The 15,558-nt window shown below is 75.4% G+C and carries 10 protein-coding genes and 1 pseudogene; 2 read left to right on the plus strand and 9 right to left on the minus strand.

The features are described from left to right. Positions 1-62: 62 nt before the first annotated feature. A complete protein-coding gene (locus tag HIR71_RS10665) occupies positions 63-803 on the plus strand; it encodes an SAF domain-containing protein (protein WP_169325046.1) in 741 nt (246 codons plus the stop codon). 42 nt (positions 804-845) lie between these two features. Then, positions 846-1,322, plus strand: a complete 477-nt coding sequence (gene mscL, locus HIR71_RS10670) for a large conductance mechanosensitive channel protein MscL (RefSeq protein WP_169325047.1) — start codon at positions 846-848, stop codon at positions 1,320-1,322. A gap of 312 nt (positions 1,323-1,634) precedes the next feature. Here the strand turns inward: mscL and HIR71_RS10675 are convergent, their stop codons facing one another. The 9 genes and pseudogenes from HIR71_RS10675 to HIR71_RS10710 all read right to left on the minus strand — a co-directional run bounded on the left by HIR71_RS10675 (position 1,635) and on the right by HIR71_RS10710 (position 15,545). Beyond that, entirely contained in the window at positions 1,635-6,038 is a 4,404-nt protein-coding gene (locus HIR71_RS10675) for a hypothetical protein (protein WP_169325048.1), read from the minus strand. 443 nt (positions 6,039-6,481) lie between these two features. Next, a complete protein-coding gene (aceB, locus tag HIR71_RS10680) occupies positions 6,482-8,068 on the minus strand; it encodes a malate synthase A (RefSeq protein WP_169325049.1) in 1,587 nt (528 codons plus the stop codon). Positions 8,069-8,222: 154 nt separating this feature from the next. Continuing rightward, positions 8,223-9,278: an allantoicase gene (alc, locus tag HIR71_RS10685; RefSeq protein WP_169325050.1), complete on the minus strand. Its 1,056-nt coding sequence runs from the start codon at positions 9,276-9,278 to the stop codon at positions 8,223-8,225. Then, complete coding sequence (gene allB / locus HIR71_RS10690; protein WP_169325051.1) at positions 9,275-10,621, minus strand: allantoinase AllB; 1,347 nt, start codon at positions 10,619-10,621, stop codon at positions 9,275-9,277. The genes alc and allB overlap by 4 nt, the downstream gene beginning before the upstream one ends. Then, positions 10,618-11,946, minus strand: coding sequence for a glycerate kinase family protein (locus tag HIR71_RS10695; RefSeq protein WP_169325077.1), 1,329 nt, complete (start codon positions 11,944-11,946; stop codon positions 10,618-10,620). The genes allB and HIR71_RS10695 overlap by 4 nt, the downstream gene beginning before the upstream one ends. Positions 11,947-11,965: 19 nt before the next feature. Then, positions 11,966-12,184, minus strand: a complete 219-nt coding sequence (locus HIR71_RS17620) for a hypothetical protein (protein ID WP_396031431.1) — start codon at positions 12,182-12,184, stop codon at positions 11,966-11,968. Beyond that, positions 12,147-12,812, minus strand: a pseudogene (locus HIR71_RS10700) (TIM barrel protein); the annotation flags it as partial. The pseudogene HIR71_RS10700 and the gene HIR71_RS17620, both read right to left, overlap by 38 nt. After that, a complete protein-coding gene (locus tag HIR71_RS10705; protein WP_169325078.1) occupies positions 12,809-14,053 on the minus strand; it encodes a DUF6986 family protein in 1,245 nt (414 codons plus the stop codon). The gene HIR71_RS10705 and the pseudogene HIR71_RS10700, both read right to left, overlap by 4 nt. 55 nt (positions 14,054-14,108) lie before the next feature. Continuing rightward, positions 14,109-15,545 carry an NAD-dependent malic enzyme gene (locus HIR71_RS10710; protein ID WP_169325052.1) on the minus strand — a complete coding sequence of 479 codons (1,437 nt, stop codon included), beginning with the start codon at positions 15,543-15,545 and terminating at the stop codon, positions 14,109-14,111. Between the last annotated feature and the right edge of the window lie 13 nt (positions 15,546-15,558).

Here is a 15,558-nt window from a genome sequence, read left to right on the forward strand (position 1 = left end):
GACATCCACAGCGCACCTCGGTCCCACGGCGGCGGACTGCGCGAGCGACCTAGCGTCGCGCCATGCCTCGCCGATCCTGGTCCGTGCCCGACGACGGCGCTCGGCGTCCGCGTCGACGCTCGCCCCGCCTGCGCTGGCGGCTGGTCCTGTGGCGCTGGCGCTTCCTGGTGGCGGCGGCCCTGCTCGGGCTCGCGGCGGCCGTCGTCGTCGCTGAGCTACGACCGCCGCCGCCGGTCACCCGACCCGTGACGGTCGCGGCGCGCGACCTGCCCCCCGGCGTCCCGCTCCAGGAGCAGGACCTGCGTGTCGCGCGGCTCCCGGCCGGCTACGCCCTGGCGGGGATCCCCGAGGCGAGCTCCGACGTCGTCGGGCGAAGCCTCGTGACCGCGGTCCCGGCGGGACTGCCGATCGTCGAGCCGCTGCTGGCCGGGGAGCGGCTCGCGGCGTCGGGACCGCCGGGCACGGTCGTCGTGCCCGTGCGCCTGGCAGACCCTGCCGTCGCCGCGCTCCTGCGTCCCGGGGACCGGGTCGACCTCCTCGCCGGCTCGAGCGGCTCCGACGGGCGGCCCACCGCACAGCGCCTGGCCGAGCGCGCGCTCGTCCTGCCGGGGCCGGGTGCGGGCCGCGGAGGGGCCGCGGAGGCTGCGGACGCCGGCGACGGCGGGCTCGCCGGGGGCCTGCTGGGCGGCGGCACGGTCTCGACCGACGGAGCGCTCACCCTCGTCGCCGTGGGCCCGGACGAGGCCGAGGCTCTGGCCGGAGTGCTCGGATGGGCGGACCTGAGCGCCGTGCTCGTGCCATGATCGGCCCGACACCCGCCCGGACCCAGGACAAGGGGCACATCGATGCTGAACGGCTTCAAAGAGTTCATCATGCGCGGCAACGTCGTCGAGCTGGCCGTCGCGGTCGTCATCGGCACGGCGTTCACGGCGCTGGTGACCGCAGTCGTCGACGGGATCCTCACGCCCCTCGTGGCCGCGATCTTCGGCAGCCCCGACCTGAGCCAGGCGGGCGCCTTCGTGGTCAACAACGCGAACTTCTACCCCGGCCTGGTACTCGATGCGATCGTGAAGTTCCTCATGATCGCGGCCGCGGTCTACTTCCTCATCGTGCTCCCGCTCAACAAGCTCGCCGAGCGCCGCAAGCGCGGCATCGAGCCCGAGCCCGAGAAGCCCGCGGAGGACGTCCTGCTGCTGCAGGAGATCCGCGACCTGCTCGCGGCTCAGGGTCAGGCCGGTCGGTCCGGAAGCGGCCTCCACGCGTCGCCCGGAACCGGCTGGACCTCTGCGGGCGAGGCGCCGCCTGCTCCACCCGTCGTCTGAGAGCCCCCGCCCGCGGGACCGGCCCCGCGGCCCGACTCCGCGTGTGCCCACCCGCGCGCCGGGACGGTCACCAGTGCGGTGGGACGTCGCGGCGGAGTCGGTCGTCGTTGGAGTCCGACCCCTCGTGCCACCCCACGTCCGAGTCGTCGGCGTGCGGGTCGGCTGTCACGGGCTCGCCGCCCGCCCCCGGACGGACCGCACGCCGAGGTCGACGTCGCGTGGCCGCCCGGCGCGGCTCGTCGACCGGCTCCCGCTCGGGCTGCGGGTCTGGTCCGGGGCCCGGCGAGCCGGCCGGCGCAGGGTCCGGTCCCGTCACGTCAGCGCGCGCCGGACCGCGCCGTCGATCGCGGCGTCCACCCGCGCGCCACGTCGCGTGATGCCCAGCTCGAAGCGCAGCGCGGCGGTGAGCTCGGCGGGTTGCCGAGCGACGCCGTCGGACATGATCCACTCGGCCAGCTCGTCCAGCTGGTCGTCGCCGTACGCGCTGATCGGCAGCCCGCGCTCGACCGGTGGGCGCGGGCGGCCGGGCACGGGGAGGGTGGGCTGCTCGTGACCTGCGGCGCGTCCCGCATCCGGTTCCGGAGCGGCCGTTCCGGGCCCGGCGGCAGGTCGCGCCCGCGGCACGACGCTGCGTCGAGCGGGCACGCGCAGGCCGTCGACGGCGTCCTCCTCCGAGCCCGCGCCCGGAGCGGTGACGTCCCCCTCTCCCCCGGAGCTGTCAGACCCACGTGAGCCCTGTGCGTCACCCAGCTCTGACAGCTCCGTGGGACCGGACGGCACGTCGCCGTGCAGCGCCGGCGCGAGCGGGACCGCACCGCGCGCCCGGCGGTCGGCGACGCGTCCCAGCACGGCCCGCTGGATCGAGTCCGCCTCGGCCTGCGGGTCGAGGAACGCGGCGGCGGACCACACCTGCACGACGGTCCAGCCCAGCCGCTCGAGCCGCTGCGCCACCTGGCGGTCACGGACCCGGACGCTCGGTTCCGCGACGTACGCGGCGTCGTCGGTCAGCACCGCGACGACGAGCTCACCGGGCAGGTCGGGGTGGCCGACCGCCAGCGGGATGCGGCGCCCACCTGCGACGCCGTAGTCGATCTCGACGACGAGCCCCGCGCGCCAGAGCCGCTCCGCCAGGTCGACCACGAGCCGGTCGGGTGCGGTCGCCGCCCCGACGTCGGGTGCGGTCACGGCCGGCCCGGCCTCGTCACGCCCTCGCGCCGCGGCGAACTCGAGCAGGTCGGCGAGGAGCCGGGCACCCGGGCCGCGCAACCGGTCGGGGTCGAGGTCCGCGGCAGCGAAGCAGCTGACCAGCACGAGTCGGTGCCGCGTCGCGCCGAGCGCGTCGAGCAGCAGCGCCTCGCCGCCCGGTCCGCTCACCGGCCCGAACCGGTGCAGCACGCGCCCGTGCGGGGTCCGGCCGTAGCCGAGCGAGAAGATGATCGCCTCGCGCCGCAGCCCGGCGACCCCGGCGAGGTCCGCGACCACGAACGGCTCCGCCCGCCCGGGGTCGAAGAACGACGCGAGCGCGGGGTTGTCGCGGACCTCCGTCATGATCGCCTCGCGCACCCGGTTCGCGTGCACGGGCGACGACGTGATCACGGCCAGCGACTCCTCGGGGCGCGTCAGCGCGTGCTCGATCGCGAGCTCGACGACGTGCTCGACCTCGGCGCGCGTGCTCTCCACGGCCCCGGTCTCGCCGTCGGGCATGCCCGACCCGTCCACCACGTCGAGACGCACGAGCGGCGCCGCCTCGGGCAGCGGCACCGCCTCGAGCACCCCCGCGTAGCCGTGCTCGGCGAGGAACGCGGTCAGGTACGGGTCGCGCCGCGTCGCGTCGGCGCGCAGCGCCACCTCGGGGAGCACCGCCGCGAGCTCGCGCACGGTCGTCCCGGACGCGCAGCGGGCATCGCCGACCACGACGACCTGCCGCCCCCGCACGAGCGCCGCGAGCGCGAGCTCGATCGGCAGGTGCTGCACGGCGTCGAGCACCACGAGGTCCACCGTGCGCGTCGGCGGCAGGAGCTGAGGCACGAGCATGGGCGCGGCGGTGAGCACCGGACGCAGGCGCCGGACGAGCTCGGGGTACCGCTCGACGGTGTCCCGCAGACTGGTCAGTCGCTCCTCGACGAGCTCCCCGAACAGCGACTCGGCCTGCGCGTGGCGCACCCGCAGCGTGGCGCCGACCTGCTCGACGACTGCGGTGCGCACCGGCGCGGACAGGCTCGCGACGTGCGCGAGGTCGAGCCGGCGGACCTCGGCGGCGAGCGCCGAGAGCGCCGCGCCGTCGTAGCCGGCGAGGGCAGGGTCGGCACGCAGCAGCTCCTCGAACACGGTGCTCCACCAGGCCAGCTCGAGCTCGGCCCCGACCAGCTCGGGCGGGACCCGCCGGTTCGCGAGATCGGTCAGCAGGGGGTCGAGGCCGGCCGAGCGGAGCGAGCGGATGGTCGCGGTGCGCTCAGGAAGCACGCTGAGGACGGCCCGGTCGGCGAGCAGGCGGCGCAGCCGGTCCTGGAGCTCCGCGAAGGGCGTGCGGAGCAGGTTCCCGCCGCCCGGTGTGGTCGTGAGGACCTGCTCGAGCTGCTCGAGGTCCTCGCGCACCTGGCGGTACTGGCCCTCGATCGCGCTGAGCCCGTGCGGCAGGCGGGGCCAGCCACCGCCCGGGCAGTGCGCCTGCCAGATGTCCCGCTGACGCTGCACCTCGACCAGTGCGGCGTGCAGGTCGGCGACGGGGCGCCCCGGCCGCACCATGTCCTTCGCCTGCTTCGTGAGCCGACGCCGGTGCAGCAGGCCCATCGGCATGTCGTGCCGGGCGCGCCACTCCTTGGTCGCCGTGGCCGCGACCAGGTCCGCGGCCGTCCGTTCGAAGACGAGCGGCTGGAACACGTCCAGGGCCGTCCGGATCCCGGCGAGCATGTCGAGCTGCTCGCCCCAGGCCGCGAGCGTCTGGGCCGTCGTGAGGCCCGTCGAGCCCGCGACCTCCTCGGCGCGCGCGGCGAGCGAGGCGAGCCCCCCGCCCACCAGCCGGTCGATCCGCGCGACCGCGTCGTCGGCCGCCTCGTTCGTCGTCAGATCAGCGCCGAACCACGGCGTCTCCGACGGCCGCGTCGCGAACGCCCCGAGCGCCGCGGCGGCCGCGAGCCGCTCGGCCAGCTGCTCGCGGCGCCGGGCGTCCAGCACGCGCACGACGTCGGAGCCGAGCCGGACGGTGGTCTGCGGCCCGGGACGCGTCGAGGTGAGCCGGGCGAGCGCCTGGAGGGCGTCGTACGCGGACGCCCCCCACGGCTCGCGGCGCTCGTGCAGGGCGGTGACGTACCCGCTCAGCCGCCCGCGCTGCGCCACCAGGTCACGGCGCAGGCGCGCGACCGCGTCGGTGTCGACCGGCTGCGGCTGGAGCGACATGGCACCCAGCAGGCGCCGGGTGACCGCCGTGCGCCACCCGGCGTCGGGGGCGACGTCGAGCAGCAGGTCGTCCAGGCCGAGCTCCGTCAGGCGCGCCGTGAGCGAGGTCGCCGCCCGCCGGTGGCCCGGCACGTACAGCACGCTGCGCCCCCGGGCGGCCGCGTCGGCGACGACGGCGGCGAGCGTCCCCGTCACGTCGCAGCCCGCCGGCGCGTCGATGAACAGGTGGCTGCCCGTCGCGAGGACGTCGAGCACGTGCCGCTGGACCGGGTCGAGGTCGCCGACCCCGCGCTCCTCGGCCGGGTCGCGGTCGCCGCGGATCGGTTCGGGCAACGGGCGGGCGAGGGCGGCGAGCGCGCGCCCGTCGCCCGCGAGCGCGGCGACGACCTCGTGCCGCTCGAGCGTCGCCGAGCTCTGGTCGAGGTCCTCGACCAGGACCTGGCCCGGGTGCACGAACGTGCCGACGAGCAGCCGCTCCGTGAGCGAGAAGTCCTCGAGCACCGCGCTGCCCAGCGCCTTGAGCCGGTCCAGCGCGGGCCGCGGGTCGAAGCCCGAGCTCGTGAACGCGCCGCGCGCGACGGCGAGCGGGTCGAGCAGCGCGCCACGGCCGCGGAGCGCCCGGGCCAGGACGGGGTTCACCTCGATCGACGGCTCGAGCGTCAGCTCGTAGTCGCTCTCGCCGCTGCCCCGCGCGTGCAGCGCGACGGGTCGCAGCAGCACGGGGGCGCGGACCACGCGCGGCGCGGACGCGGACGCGGGCGTGTCGGCGGGCGCGGGCGTGTCGGTCGGGGTCGCGACCGCGGGACGTCCGCGCATCACGGCCGCCAGGGCTGCGACGTCGTCGGTCGAGACGTCCGGCGCCGTGCGCTCGACCCACGTCGCGACCCCGATCGCCAGGTACGTCGGGGCGATGCCGTAGCGCTGCGCGTACTCGTCGGCGCGCGCACCCACCACGCGCGCGCGCCGCTTGGCCGTGCTGAGGGAGCTGCCCTCGCGGACCAGGTTCGACAGGCGGGTCTGGCGGCCCGCGAAGAGCTGCGCGATACCCGACGGATGGGCCGCCGAGAGGTCGAGGGCGACGTCGCCCAGGAGGTCGACGTCGGCGAGGGTCGAGCCGCCGGCCGCCTCGACGAGCGTGGTGCGCCAGGTGGCGACGGCGGACGCGACCAGCTCGGCGGTCGACGGCGCCTCGACGACGACCGGGGCCGCCTCGGCCCGCGGGGCGTCGGCAGACGGCGCGGCGGCGGGCGGCGCGCCCGGCCGTGGGTGCTCGGGGGTCGCGTCGGGTCCCGGGCCGGGGGTACGCGCGGGGGCATTCACCTGAAGAACGCTAACCGCCTCGCGCGCTGGTTGGGGGCTGGCACGCCGAGCCGCCGACCGCGATCGCGGCTTTCGTGAGGGGCGAGACCCGCGTCTCGACGAGGGGGTCCCGTGTCCGGGAGGGGTCCAGGAGGGCCCGGGAGCGACCGGGAAGGGTCGGGAGAACGACCCGAGAATAGGAACAGTGCGCACCGCGCAGGGGGCAGGCGATGCGCACTGTCAGGGTCGATTGTGTGCCTCCCGGCGAGCCGGGTCAAACCCTCAGCGCACCCCGACCGGGTGAACTCCGGATGACGTGGCGGTGACCCGTACTCGCCGGTACGTCGACGACCTACCGACCAGTAGGCAAGGGTGACGAACCGTGCGCCACGGGTCGCGCTCCCCCCGGCGGCGGGGCGTCGGGAGGAGCGCGAGCCGACGGCGGGAACGGCGACGGCGAGCCGTCAGGGCATCCGCTCGTACGCCGGCAGCGTGAGGAAGTCGACGTAGCCGTCCGCGATCGCGACCTCGAGGAACGTCGCGCGCGCCTCGGCGTAGTCGGCGGGCGAGCCTGGGAGCGTCGCGACCTCCTCCTCGACCAGCCTCTCGACGAGCTCGCGCGTGACCTTCTCGCCCGAGTCCGCCAGCACGACGTCGTTGTGCAGCCACTGCCACACCTGCGAGCGCGAGATCTCCGCGGTCGCGGCGTCCTCCATCAGCCCGTGGATCGCGACCGCGCCGAGGCCGCCGAGCCACGCGGCGAGGTACTGGATGCCCACGTTGATGTTGTTGCGCAGGCCGGCCTCGGTCACGTCGCCCGGCGTGCTGGCGATGTCGAGCAGCTGCTCGGCGGTGACGTGGACGTCGTCGCGCCTGCGGTCGATCTGGTTCGGCCGGTCGCCGAGCACCGAGGTGAAGATCTCCGTGCACAGCTCGACCATGCCGGGGTGGGCGACCCACGAGCCGTCGAAGCCGTCGTTCGCCTCGCGCGTCTTGTCGGCGCGCACCTTGGCGAACGCCGCCTCGTTCGCGGCCGGGTCCTTGCTCGGGATGAAGGCGGCCATTCCGCCGATGGCGTGCGCCCCGCGCTTGTGGCACGTGCGGACCAGCAGCTCGGTGTAGGCGCGCATGAACGGCACGGTCATGGTGACGGTGTTGCGGTCCGGCAGCATGAAGTCCGCTCCGCGGGTCCGGAACGTCTTGATGATCGAGAACATGAAGTCCCAGCGCCCCGCGTTCAGGCCGGCGGAGTGCTCGCGCAGCTCGTAGAGGATCTCCTCCATCTCGAACGCGGCCGGGATGGTCTCGATCAGGACGGTGGCCCGGATGGTGCCGCGCGGGATCCCGAGCGCCTCCTGCGCGAGGAGGAACGCGTCGTTCCACAGCCGCGCCTCGAGGTGCGACTCCATCTTCGGCAGGTAGAAGTACGGCCCGAGGCCCTTCTCGACCTGGCGCCGGCCGGCCGTGGTCAGGTACACGGCGAAGTCGACGAGCGAGCCCGACACGGCCTCGCCGTCGACCCGGATGTGCTTCTCGGGAAGGTGCCACCCGCGGGGGCGGACGACGATGGTCGCGAGCTCGTCGTCGGGGCGCAGCGTGTAGGCCTTGCCGTTCTCCGCCGTGAAGTCGATCGTGCGGTTGATCGCGTCGAGCAGGTTGAGCTGCCCCTCGACCACGGACTCCCACCGCGGGGTGTTGGCGTCCTCGAAGTCGGCGAGCCACACCTTCGCGCCCGAGTTCAGCGCGTTGACGGTCATCTTGCGGTCCGTCGGGCCGGTGATCTCGACCCGGCGGTCGACGATGCCCGGTGCGGCCGGCGCGACGCGCCAGGAGTCGTCCTCGCGGATCGACGCCGTCTCGGGCAGGAAGTCGAGCGTGCCGCCGGCGGCGATCTCCGCGACCCGTCGACCGCGCGCCTGGAGCAGCTCGAGCCGCCGGGCACCGAGCTCGCGGTGGAGGCGGGCGACCAGCTCGAGCGCCTCGGGGGTGAGGACCTCGTCCTGACGATCGACCTGCGCGCCGGTGATCTCGACGGTCCGGGTGGGGGTCACGGTGTCTCCTTCGTGGTGGGCGCGCGGGGCTCGGGCGCGCCGGAGGTGTCGACGGGTGTCGCTGGTGTCAGACGCCACGGGTAGCGGCGGTCACGCGGGCCGGCGGATGCGCGGGCGGTTCAGGCGTCACGGGTGCGGACGTGCGAGCCGGGCGTCAGGCGCGCAGGGCGGTCCAGCGTTGTTGCGCCTCCTCGCGCGTGGCCTCGCTGAGCTCACCCCACAGCCGGAACCGGCTCATCCCGCCGTCAGGGTAGACGTCGAGGCGCACGTGCGTCGCCTCCACCGCCCGCGTCGAGACGAACCGGTGCCGGGTGTCCGGCCGCACCGGCCGCCTGGGCAGGATGTCCGTCCACGCGTCGTCGGCCTCGAGATCACCCGAACGGGCGTCGACCACACCCACGCGGACCCAGCCGGGCGCGTTGCCGACGAAGTAGCCGGTGTCGATCTCGAGGTGTCGCACGGTGCCCGGCAGGCCGAGCGCGAAGATCGCGAAGTCGTTGCCGCCGCCGCGGCGTCGGGCGTTCTCCCAGCCCTCGCCCATGGATCGGGCGCGGCCGGGCAGGATCAGCTGCGCGGGCGAGGAGTAGAACGCGTCGGACGTCCGCACGAGGCGGCCGCCGTTCTCGGCCGCCACGAGGTCGAACGTGCCGTCGAGGAGCCGCGGGTCGGCGATCGCCTCCCCGTGCACGCGCAGGCGCGCGACGCCGCCGTCCGGGTAGATCGACAGCCGCACGTGCGTCCAGCAGCGCTCGTCGTCGACGGCGTAGTAGTTCTTGGCGTCGCCCGCGCAGTCGGTCCGGGCCACGAGGGTCGTCCACTCCGCGTCGACCAGCTCCGCGACCGACGGGTAGTCGTCGGCCGCGAGGGCCTCGATCGAGACGAACGGCGGGTAGTTGCCCCGGAACCACGCGGTGTCCACCACGACGCCGCGCACGACCCCGGCCGCACCGAGCCGGACGATCGCCCAGTCGTGGCCCGGCTCGCGCCGCCGCCGCGTCTCCCAGCCGTCGTAGACCTTGCCCTTGTGCCCGAAGACGGCCGGGTCGAACGCCGCGTCGCCGGCGGTGATCAGGTTCTCCCGTTGGGCGAAGAGCTCGTCGTTCGCGGCGACCACGCTCGCGCCGAGGGCACGCGACGCGAGGTCTGTGAACGCGGTGAAGGCAGGTGGTCCGGCGGTGCCCTCGGCCCCCGGTGGTTGCGTCTGGTTCATGCGTCTCCTCGTCCGAGCAGGTGGCCGCGGGGTGCGCCCGTCGGCCCGGTTCCGGGCACGTCCTCGCCGCGCAGCAGCGTCCGGCGCACCCGGCCTGCCAGGGTGCGGCCGGCGTACGGCGTCACGGGGTTCTTGTGGAGCAGGGCGCCCGGGTCGACGACGACGCCCTCGTCGGGCGCGAGGACGACCAGGTCGGCGTCGTGCCCGACGGCGACGGCCCCCTTGCGCGCCATCCCGACGAGGCGGGCGGGCCCCGACGACATCCATCCCACGACGCGCTCGAGGCCGATGCCGCGCCGTCGGGCCTCGGTCCACACCGCCAGCAGGCCGAGCTGGAGCGACGCGACGCCGCCCCACGCCGCGCCGAAGTCGCCCGTGTCGAGCGCCTTGAGGTCGGGGGTCGACGGCGAGTGGTCCGAGACGATCGCGTCGATCGTGCCGTCGAGCAGGCCCTGCCAGAGCCGGTCGCGGTTCGCGGCGTCCCGGATGGGCGGGCAGCACTTGTACGCGGTCGCGCCGTCGGGGACGTCCTCGGCCGTGAGCGTGAGGTAGTGCGGGCACGTCTCGGCGGTGAGCCGGACCCCCTCGGCGCGCGCGCGAGCGATCAGCGGCAGGGCGTCCGCGCTCGACAGGTGCAGCACATGGGCCCGCGCGCCGGTCCGTCGGGCCGTCTCGATCACGAGCTCGATCGCCCGGGTCTCGGCCTCGGGCGGCCGCGACCGCAGGAAGTCCACGTAGCGCCTGCCGTGCGGCGCGGGTGCCTGGGCCACCGCGTCAGGGTCCTCCGCGTGGACGAGCAGCAGGCCGTCGAACCGCGCGAGCTCGCGCATGACCGCGTCGAGGCCCGGCGCGTCGAGGTGACCGAACTCGGGCACGCCCGAGTCGATCAGGAAGCACTTGAAGCCGAGCACCCCCGCGTCGTGCAGGGGGCGCAGATCGGCGAGGTTGCCCGGGACCGCGCCGCCCCAGAACGCCACGTCCACGGTCGCCTGGGCGCGTGCGGCGTCGCGCTTGAGCGCCAGGGCTGCCACGTCGACCGTCGGGGGGATCGAGTTGAGCGGCATGTCCACGATCGTGGTCACGCCGCCGGCCGCGGCGGCCCGGGTCGCCGAGGCGAACCCCTCCCACGCGGTGCGGCCCGGCTCGTTGACGTGCACGTGCGTGTCGACCAGGCCCGGGAGCAGCACCTCGTCGTCCTCGAGGTCGATGACCCGGGACGCCTCGAGCCGGGCGCCGAGCGGCTCGACCGCGACGACGGCGCCGGCGCGCACGCCCACCTCGCACGCGGCGAACCCGCCGGGGGTGAGCACGCGCGGGCCCCGCACGACCAGGTCGAGCGTCATCGCGCGCCGCCGTCGGCCGGGTGCTCGGCCGGGTGCACGGTGACTCGCTCGGCTGGGTGCTCGGCCGGGTGCTCGGCCAGGTGCACGGTCAGGTGCACGGCGGCGACCTGCGCCCCGAGCCGTTCGAGGAGCGGGCCGGGCTCGGCGATGCAACGCGCCAGGTCGGGCTCGAGGTCGGTCAGCGCGTACGCGGCGACGATCCCGGCATCGGCGAGGTGCTCGGGCGTGAGCGCCAGCCGCCCGCAGACGGCGACGACCGGTACCCCGGCCGCGGCGGCTGCCTGGGCCACCCCGACCGGCGCCTTGCCGTGCAGCGACTGGCGGTCGAGGCTGCCCTCACCCGTGACGACGAGGTCGGCGCCGCGCACCCGCGCGGCGAAGCCGGTGAGCTCGAGAACCACGTCGACGCCGGGCCGGCGCCGGGCACCGAGCAGGGTGAGCGCGGCGTAGCCGACCCCCCCGGCCGCTCCCGCGCCCGGCGCCTGCGCCAGCCCGACGGCGTCGGGCACGCCCGCCTCCGCGAGCGCACGGACCCACCGCGCGAGGCCCTCGTCGAGCTCGGCGACCGTCTGCGCGTCCGCACCCTTCTGCGGCCCGTAGACCGCTGCGGCGCCGGTGGGGCCGAGGAGCGGGTTGTCGACGTCGCTCGCGAGCACCACGTCGGTCTCGCGCAGGCGCGGGTCCAGGCCCGTGACGTCGACGCCGGTCAGCGCGCGCAGGTCGCCGCCTCCCGCCGCGCGGTCGTCCAGGGCGCGGTCGTCGAGGGCGGGGTCGTCGAGGGCGGGGTCGTCGAGGGCGGGGTCGTCGAGGGCGGGGTCGTCGAGGGCGGGGTCGTCGAGGGCGGGGTCGTCGAGGGCAGGGCCGTGGAGCCGCACGCCGAGCGCCTGGACCATCCCGGCGCCGCCGTCGGTGCTGGCCGAGCCGCCGACGCCGAGCACGATCGTGCGGGCGCCGTGGTCGAGCGCGTGCCGCACCAGCTCGCCGACGCCGCGCGAGGTGGCGTGGCGGGCCGTCGCCGGGTCGGGCGTCACCATGTCGAGCCCGGAGACGGCGGCCATCTCGATGACCGCGGTGGTCCCGCGGACCGCGTAGCGCGTGGCCCGCTGCTCGCCGAGCGGGCCGGTCGCGGTGAGCTCGACCGCCGTGAACCCCGCGGCCAGCGCCGCCTCGACCGTGCCCTCTCCCCCGTCGGCGACCGGCAGCTCGGTGACGACGACGCCGTCGACGGCCCGTCGCAGCCCGGTCGCCACGTGGGCCGCGACCCCGGCGGCCGGGAGCGAGCCCTTGAACTTGTCGGGCGACACGACGACGCGCGGGGGCACCATGGCGGACAGTCCACCAGAGTCAGCCACCGGAGCGCTCGTGCCGCGGCAGCCAGGCGAAGGGGTCGACGGCGTCGCTCGCGTACTCGAGCGCGACCTGGCCCGCGTAACCACCGGCGCGCAGGTCGGCGACCCACTCCCGGATCGGCAGCGTCCCGGTGCCGGGCTCGCCGCGCCCCGGCGCGTCGGCGACCTGGACGTGGGCGATCCGGTCGCGGTGTCGCTCGATGTCCGCGGGCACGTTCGGCACCGTTGACAGCCAGGTGGTAGGTATCGAGCAGCAGGCCGAGGTTCGTCGGTCCGTGCTCGCTCGTGACCCGGTCGATGGCGTCGACCGCGTCGTCCGCCGTCCGCAGCGGGTACGCCGGCACGCCCGAGAGCGGCTCGACCAGCACCGTGCCGCCCACGCGCCCGAGCGCCTCGGCCGCGAGCGCGAGGTTGCGCGCGGCGAGGTCGTCCTGCGCGCGCGCGTCGACGCCGTCGAGCCTGTTCCCGTAGAGCGCGTTGAACGCCCGGCAGCCGGTGCGCTCCGCGAGCGCGGTCACGACGTCGAGGTTGGCGCGCAGCTCGCGCTCCCGGCCGGGCCACGAGACCAGCCCCCGCTCGCCGGCCGCCATGTCGCCCGCGGCCAGGTTGAGGCCGGTCAGGCGCACGCCGGCGTCGTCGAGGGCGCGGACGAGCGCGTCGACGTCGTCGGCCGCGGGGGTCGCGGTGGGGAACGGCCACCACAGCTCGACGGCGGCGAAACCCGCCGCCCGGACGGCCTGGAAGCGCGCGGCGATCGGGAGGTGCGTCAGGAGGATCGAGCAGTTCACTGCGTAGGGGAGCTCGGGCGACGCGTGCGGCGTCGTCGTCGGTGTGGGCGTCATGCCGACGACGCCGACGGCGGGCGCCGGAGGAGACGCGTCAGGTCGCCGGGGGTGACGCCCGCGCGCTGCTCGAGCTCGTCGGCTGTCACCGCGCCGCAGTCGAGCCCGCGCCGGAGGAATCCGGCGAGCGCCTTCGCAGTCGCGGGCTCGTCCATGACCGCCCCCTCGGTCCGCGCCAGGTAGTCGCGCAGCCGGTCCGCGGCGGCGTCGAACCCGGCCCGGAAGAACGCGTACGTCGCCGCGTAGCGGCTCGGCAGGTGCGCCGGGTGCATGTCCCAGCCCTGGTAGTACCCGCGCTCGAGCGCACGGCGGACCAGCCGTGCGTGGAGCGCCCACGCCGCCCGCACCTGCGCCGGCGTGCCGACCGGGAGCACGTTCGTCGACCCGTCCGACAGCCGGACGCCCGTGCCGGCCGCGGCCACCTGCATCACGGCCTTGGCGTGGTCGGCGGCCGGGTGCTCGGGGCTCTGGTACGCCGCGGCGATCCCGACCGACGCGCTGTAGTCGAACGTCCCGTAGTGCAGCCCGGCGACCCGGCCGCGGCCGGCGTGCACCATGCGCGCGACGAGCGCGGTGCCATCGGAGCCCAGGACGGCCTGCGGCGTCTCGACCTGGAGCTCGAAGCGCAGCAGGCCGGGGGCGAGGCCGTGCGCGCGCTCGAGCGCGTCGCACACCGCGACCATCACGCTCACCTGGTCGACCGAGGTGACCTTGGGCAGCGTGACCACGAACCCGGCGGGGAGGGTGCCGCCGTCGGCCAGGAGGGTCGCGAGGACGAGGTCCAGGGTGCGCAGCCCGCGCCGGCGCGTCGGGCGCTCGAGGGACTTGAACCGGATGCCGACGAACGGCGTGCCGCCCCCGTGTGCGGCCTCGTCCCGCAGCACCCGGGCGGCCGCCACCGCGTCGTCGTCCTCGGCGGCGCCGTGGTCGCCGTAGCCGTCCTCGAAGTCGACGCGCAGGTCCTCGACCGGCTCTCGGGCGAGCTTGGCGAGCACCTGGCTCCCGACCCGCTCGCGCTCGCCCGGCGGCACGGCGCACGCCTCGAGCAGCGCGTCGATGCCACCCGCCGCCTCGACCGCGGCGCGCGCGACCTCGCCCCACTCGCGCGCGAGGCCGGCGTGGAAGCGGTCCGCGGGCACGTAGACCGTGTGCACCGGCTGACGGGAGCCGTCGTCACCCGGGTAGGCGCGCTCGAGCAGCGCGTCGGCAGGTGCCAGCCGCGCGTCGATCCGGGCGAGCATCTCCTCGCTCAGCGCCGTGCTCACCAGCGGGTCACCGGCCGCACTCACCGGCCGGTCACCGGCCGCCGCCCGACGCCACGTGCCGCTGGGGCGCGGCGCCCGAGCCCTCCTTGCGGGCCTCCTCGCGCACGGCCTCGGCCACCGCCTCGGCGACCCTGGGGTCGAACACGCCCGGGATGATGAAGGCGGCGTTGCGCTCGTCGTCGCTCACGACGTCGGCGATCGCGACCGCCGCGACTCGCAGCATCTCGTCGGTGATGTGCCGCGCGCCGACGTCGAGCAGGCCCCGGAAGAGGCCCGGGAACGCGAGCACGTTGTTGATCTGGTTCGGGTAGTCGCTGCGTCCCGTCGCCACGACCGTCGCGTGCTCGGCGGCCTCGATCGGGTCGACCTCGGGGGTCGGGTTCGCGAGCGCGAACACCACCGCGCCGTCGTTCATCGTCGCGACGTCGTCGCCCGTCAGGATGTCCCCCGCGCTCACCCCGATGAACACGTCCGCGCCCACGAGCCCCTCCTTGAGCGACCCGGAGAACCCCGTGGGGTTGGTGTGGTCGATGACCCAGTCGCGGTGCGGGTCGCCGTCGCGGCGGCTGCCCGGATGGAGCGGACCGTCCTTGTCGAAGCCGACGACGTCCCGGGCGCCCTGGGCGAGCAGCAGCGTGATGATCGCCGAGCCGGCCGCACCCACGCCGGCCACCACGATGCGCACGTCGGCCAGCTCCTTGCCCACCACCTTCAGCGCGTTGATCATCGCCGCGAGCACCACGATCGCCGTGCCGTGCTGGTCGTCGTGGAAGACGGGGATGTCGAGCTCCGCGCGGAGGCGTCGCTCGATCTCGAAGCAGCGCGGCGCGGAGATGTCCTCGAGGTTGATGCCGCCGTAGACCGGCGCGATCGCCTTGACCACCGCGATGATCTCCTCGGTGTCCGTGGTGTCGAGGCAGACCGGCCAGGCGTCGACTCCTGCGAACGTCTTGAACAGCGCCGCCTTGCCCTCCATCACGGGGAGCGCCGCACCGGGGCCCAGGTTGCCGAGCCCCAGGACGGCCGTGCCGTCGGTGACCACGGCGACCGTGTTGCGCTTGATCGTGAGGCGACGCAGGTCGGCCGGGTTCGCCGCGATCGCCAGGCACACCCGCGCGACGCCCGGCGTGTAGGCACGGGAGAGGTCGCGGCGCGTCTTGAGCGGCACCTTGGGGTTCACCTCGATCTTGCCGCCGAGGTGCATGAGGAACGTCGAGTCGCTCATCTTGAGCACCCGCACGCCCTCGAGCAGGTTGAGCGCGTCGACCACGCGCTGGCCGTGCTCGGCATCGACGGTGTCGCACGTGATGTCGACGACGATCGAGCTGCCGTGGGACTGGGTCATGTCGATGCCGGTCACCGACGCGCCCGCGACGGCGATCTCGTGCACGAGGTTGCTCGTCGCCACCTGCGACGCCGGCGCCTCCACGCGCATCGTGATGGTGTAGCTGGGACTGGGCTGAACCATGCTCCTCGATCCT

Source organism: Cellulomonas fimi, assembly GCF_012952065.1.
GTDB lineage: Bacteria > Actinomycetota > Actinomycetes > Actinomycetales > Cellulomonadaceae > Pengzhenrongella > Pengzhenrongella fimi_A.

Excerpts from the sequence above, each read along its gene's own strand:
- HIR71_RS10665 (WP_169325046.1), top strand. The coding sequence starts at position 63 with ATGCCTCGCCGATCCTGGTCCGTGCCCGACGACGGCGCTCGGCGTCCG.
- alc (WP_169325050.1), bottom strand. The coding sequence starts at position 9,278 with ATGAACCAGACGCAACCACCGGGGGCCGAGGGCACCGCCGGACCACCT.
- HIR71_RS10710 (WP_169325052.1), bottom strand. The coding sequence starts at position 15,545 with ATGGTTCAGCCCAGTCCCAGCTACACCATCACGATGCGCGTGGAGGCG.
- allB (WP_169325051.1), bottom strand. The coding sequence starts at position 10,621 with ATGACGCTCGACCTGGTCGTGCGGGGCCCGCGCGTGCTCACCCCCGGC.
- HIR71_RS10695 (WP_169325077.1), bottom strand. The coding sequence starts at position 11,946 with ATGGTGCCCCCGCGCGTCGTCGTGTCGCCCGACAAGTTCAAGGGCTCG.
- HIR71_RS10705 (WP_169325078.1), bottom strand. The coding sequence starts at position 14,053 with ATGCTCGCCCGGATCGACGCGCGGCTGGCACCTGCCGACGCGCTGCTC.
- mscL (WP_169325047.1), top strand. The coding sequence starts at position 846 with ATGCTGAACGGCTTCAAAGAGTTCATCATGCGCGGCAACGTCGTCGAG.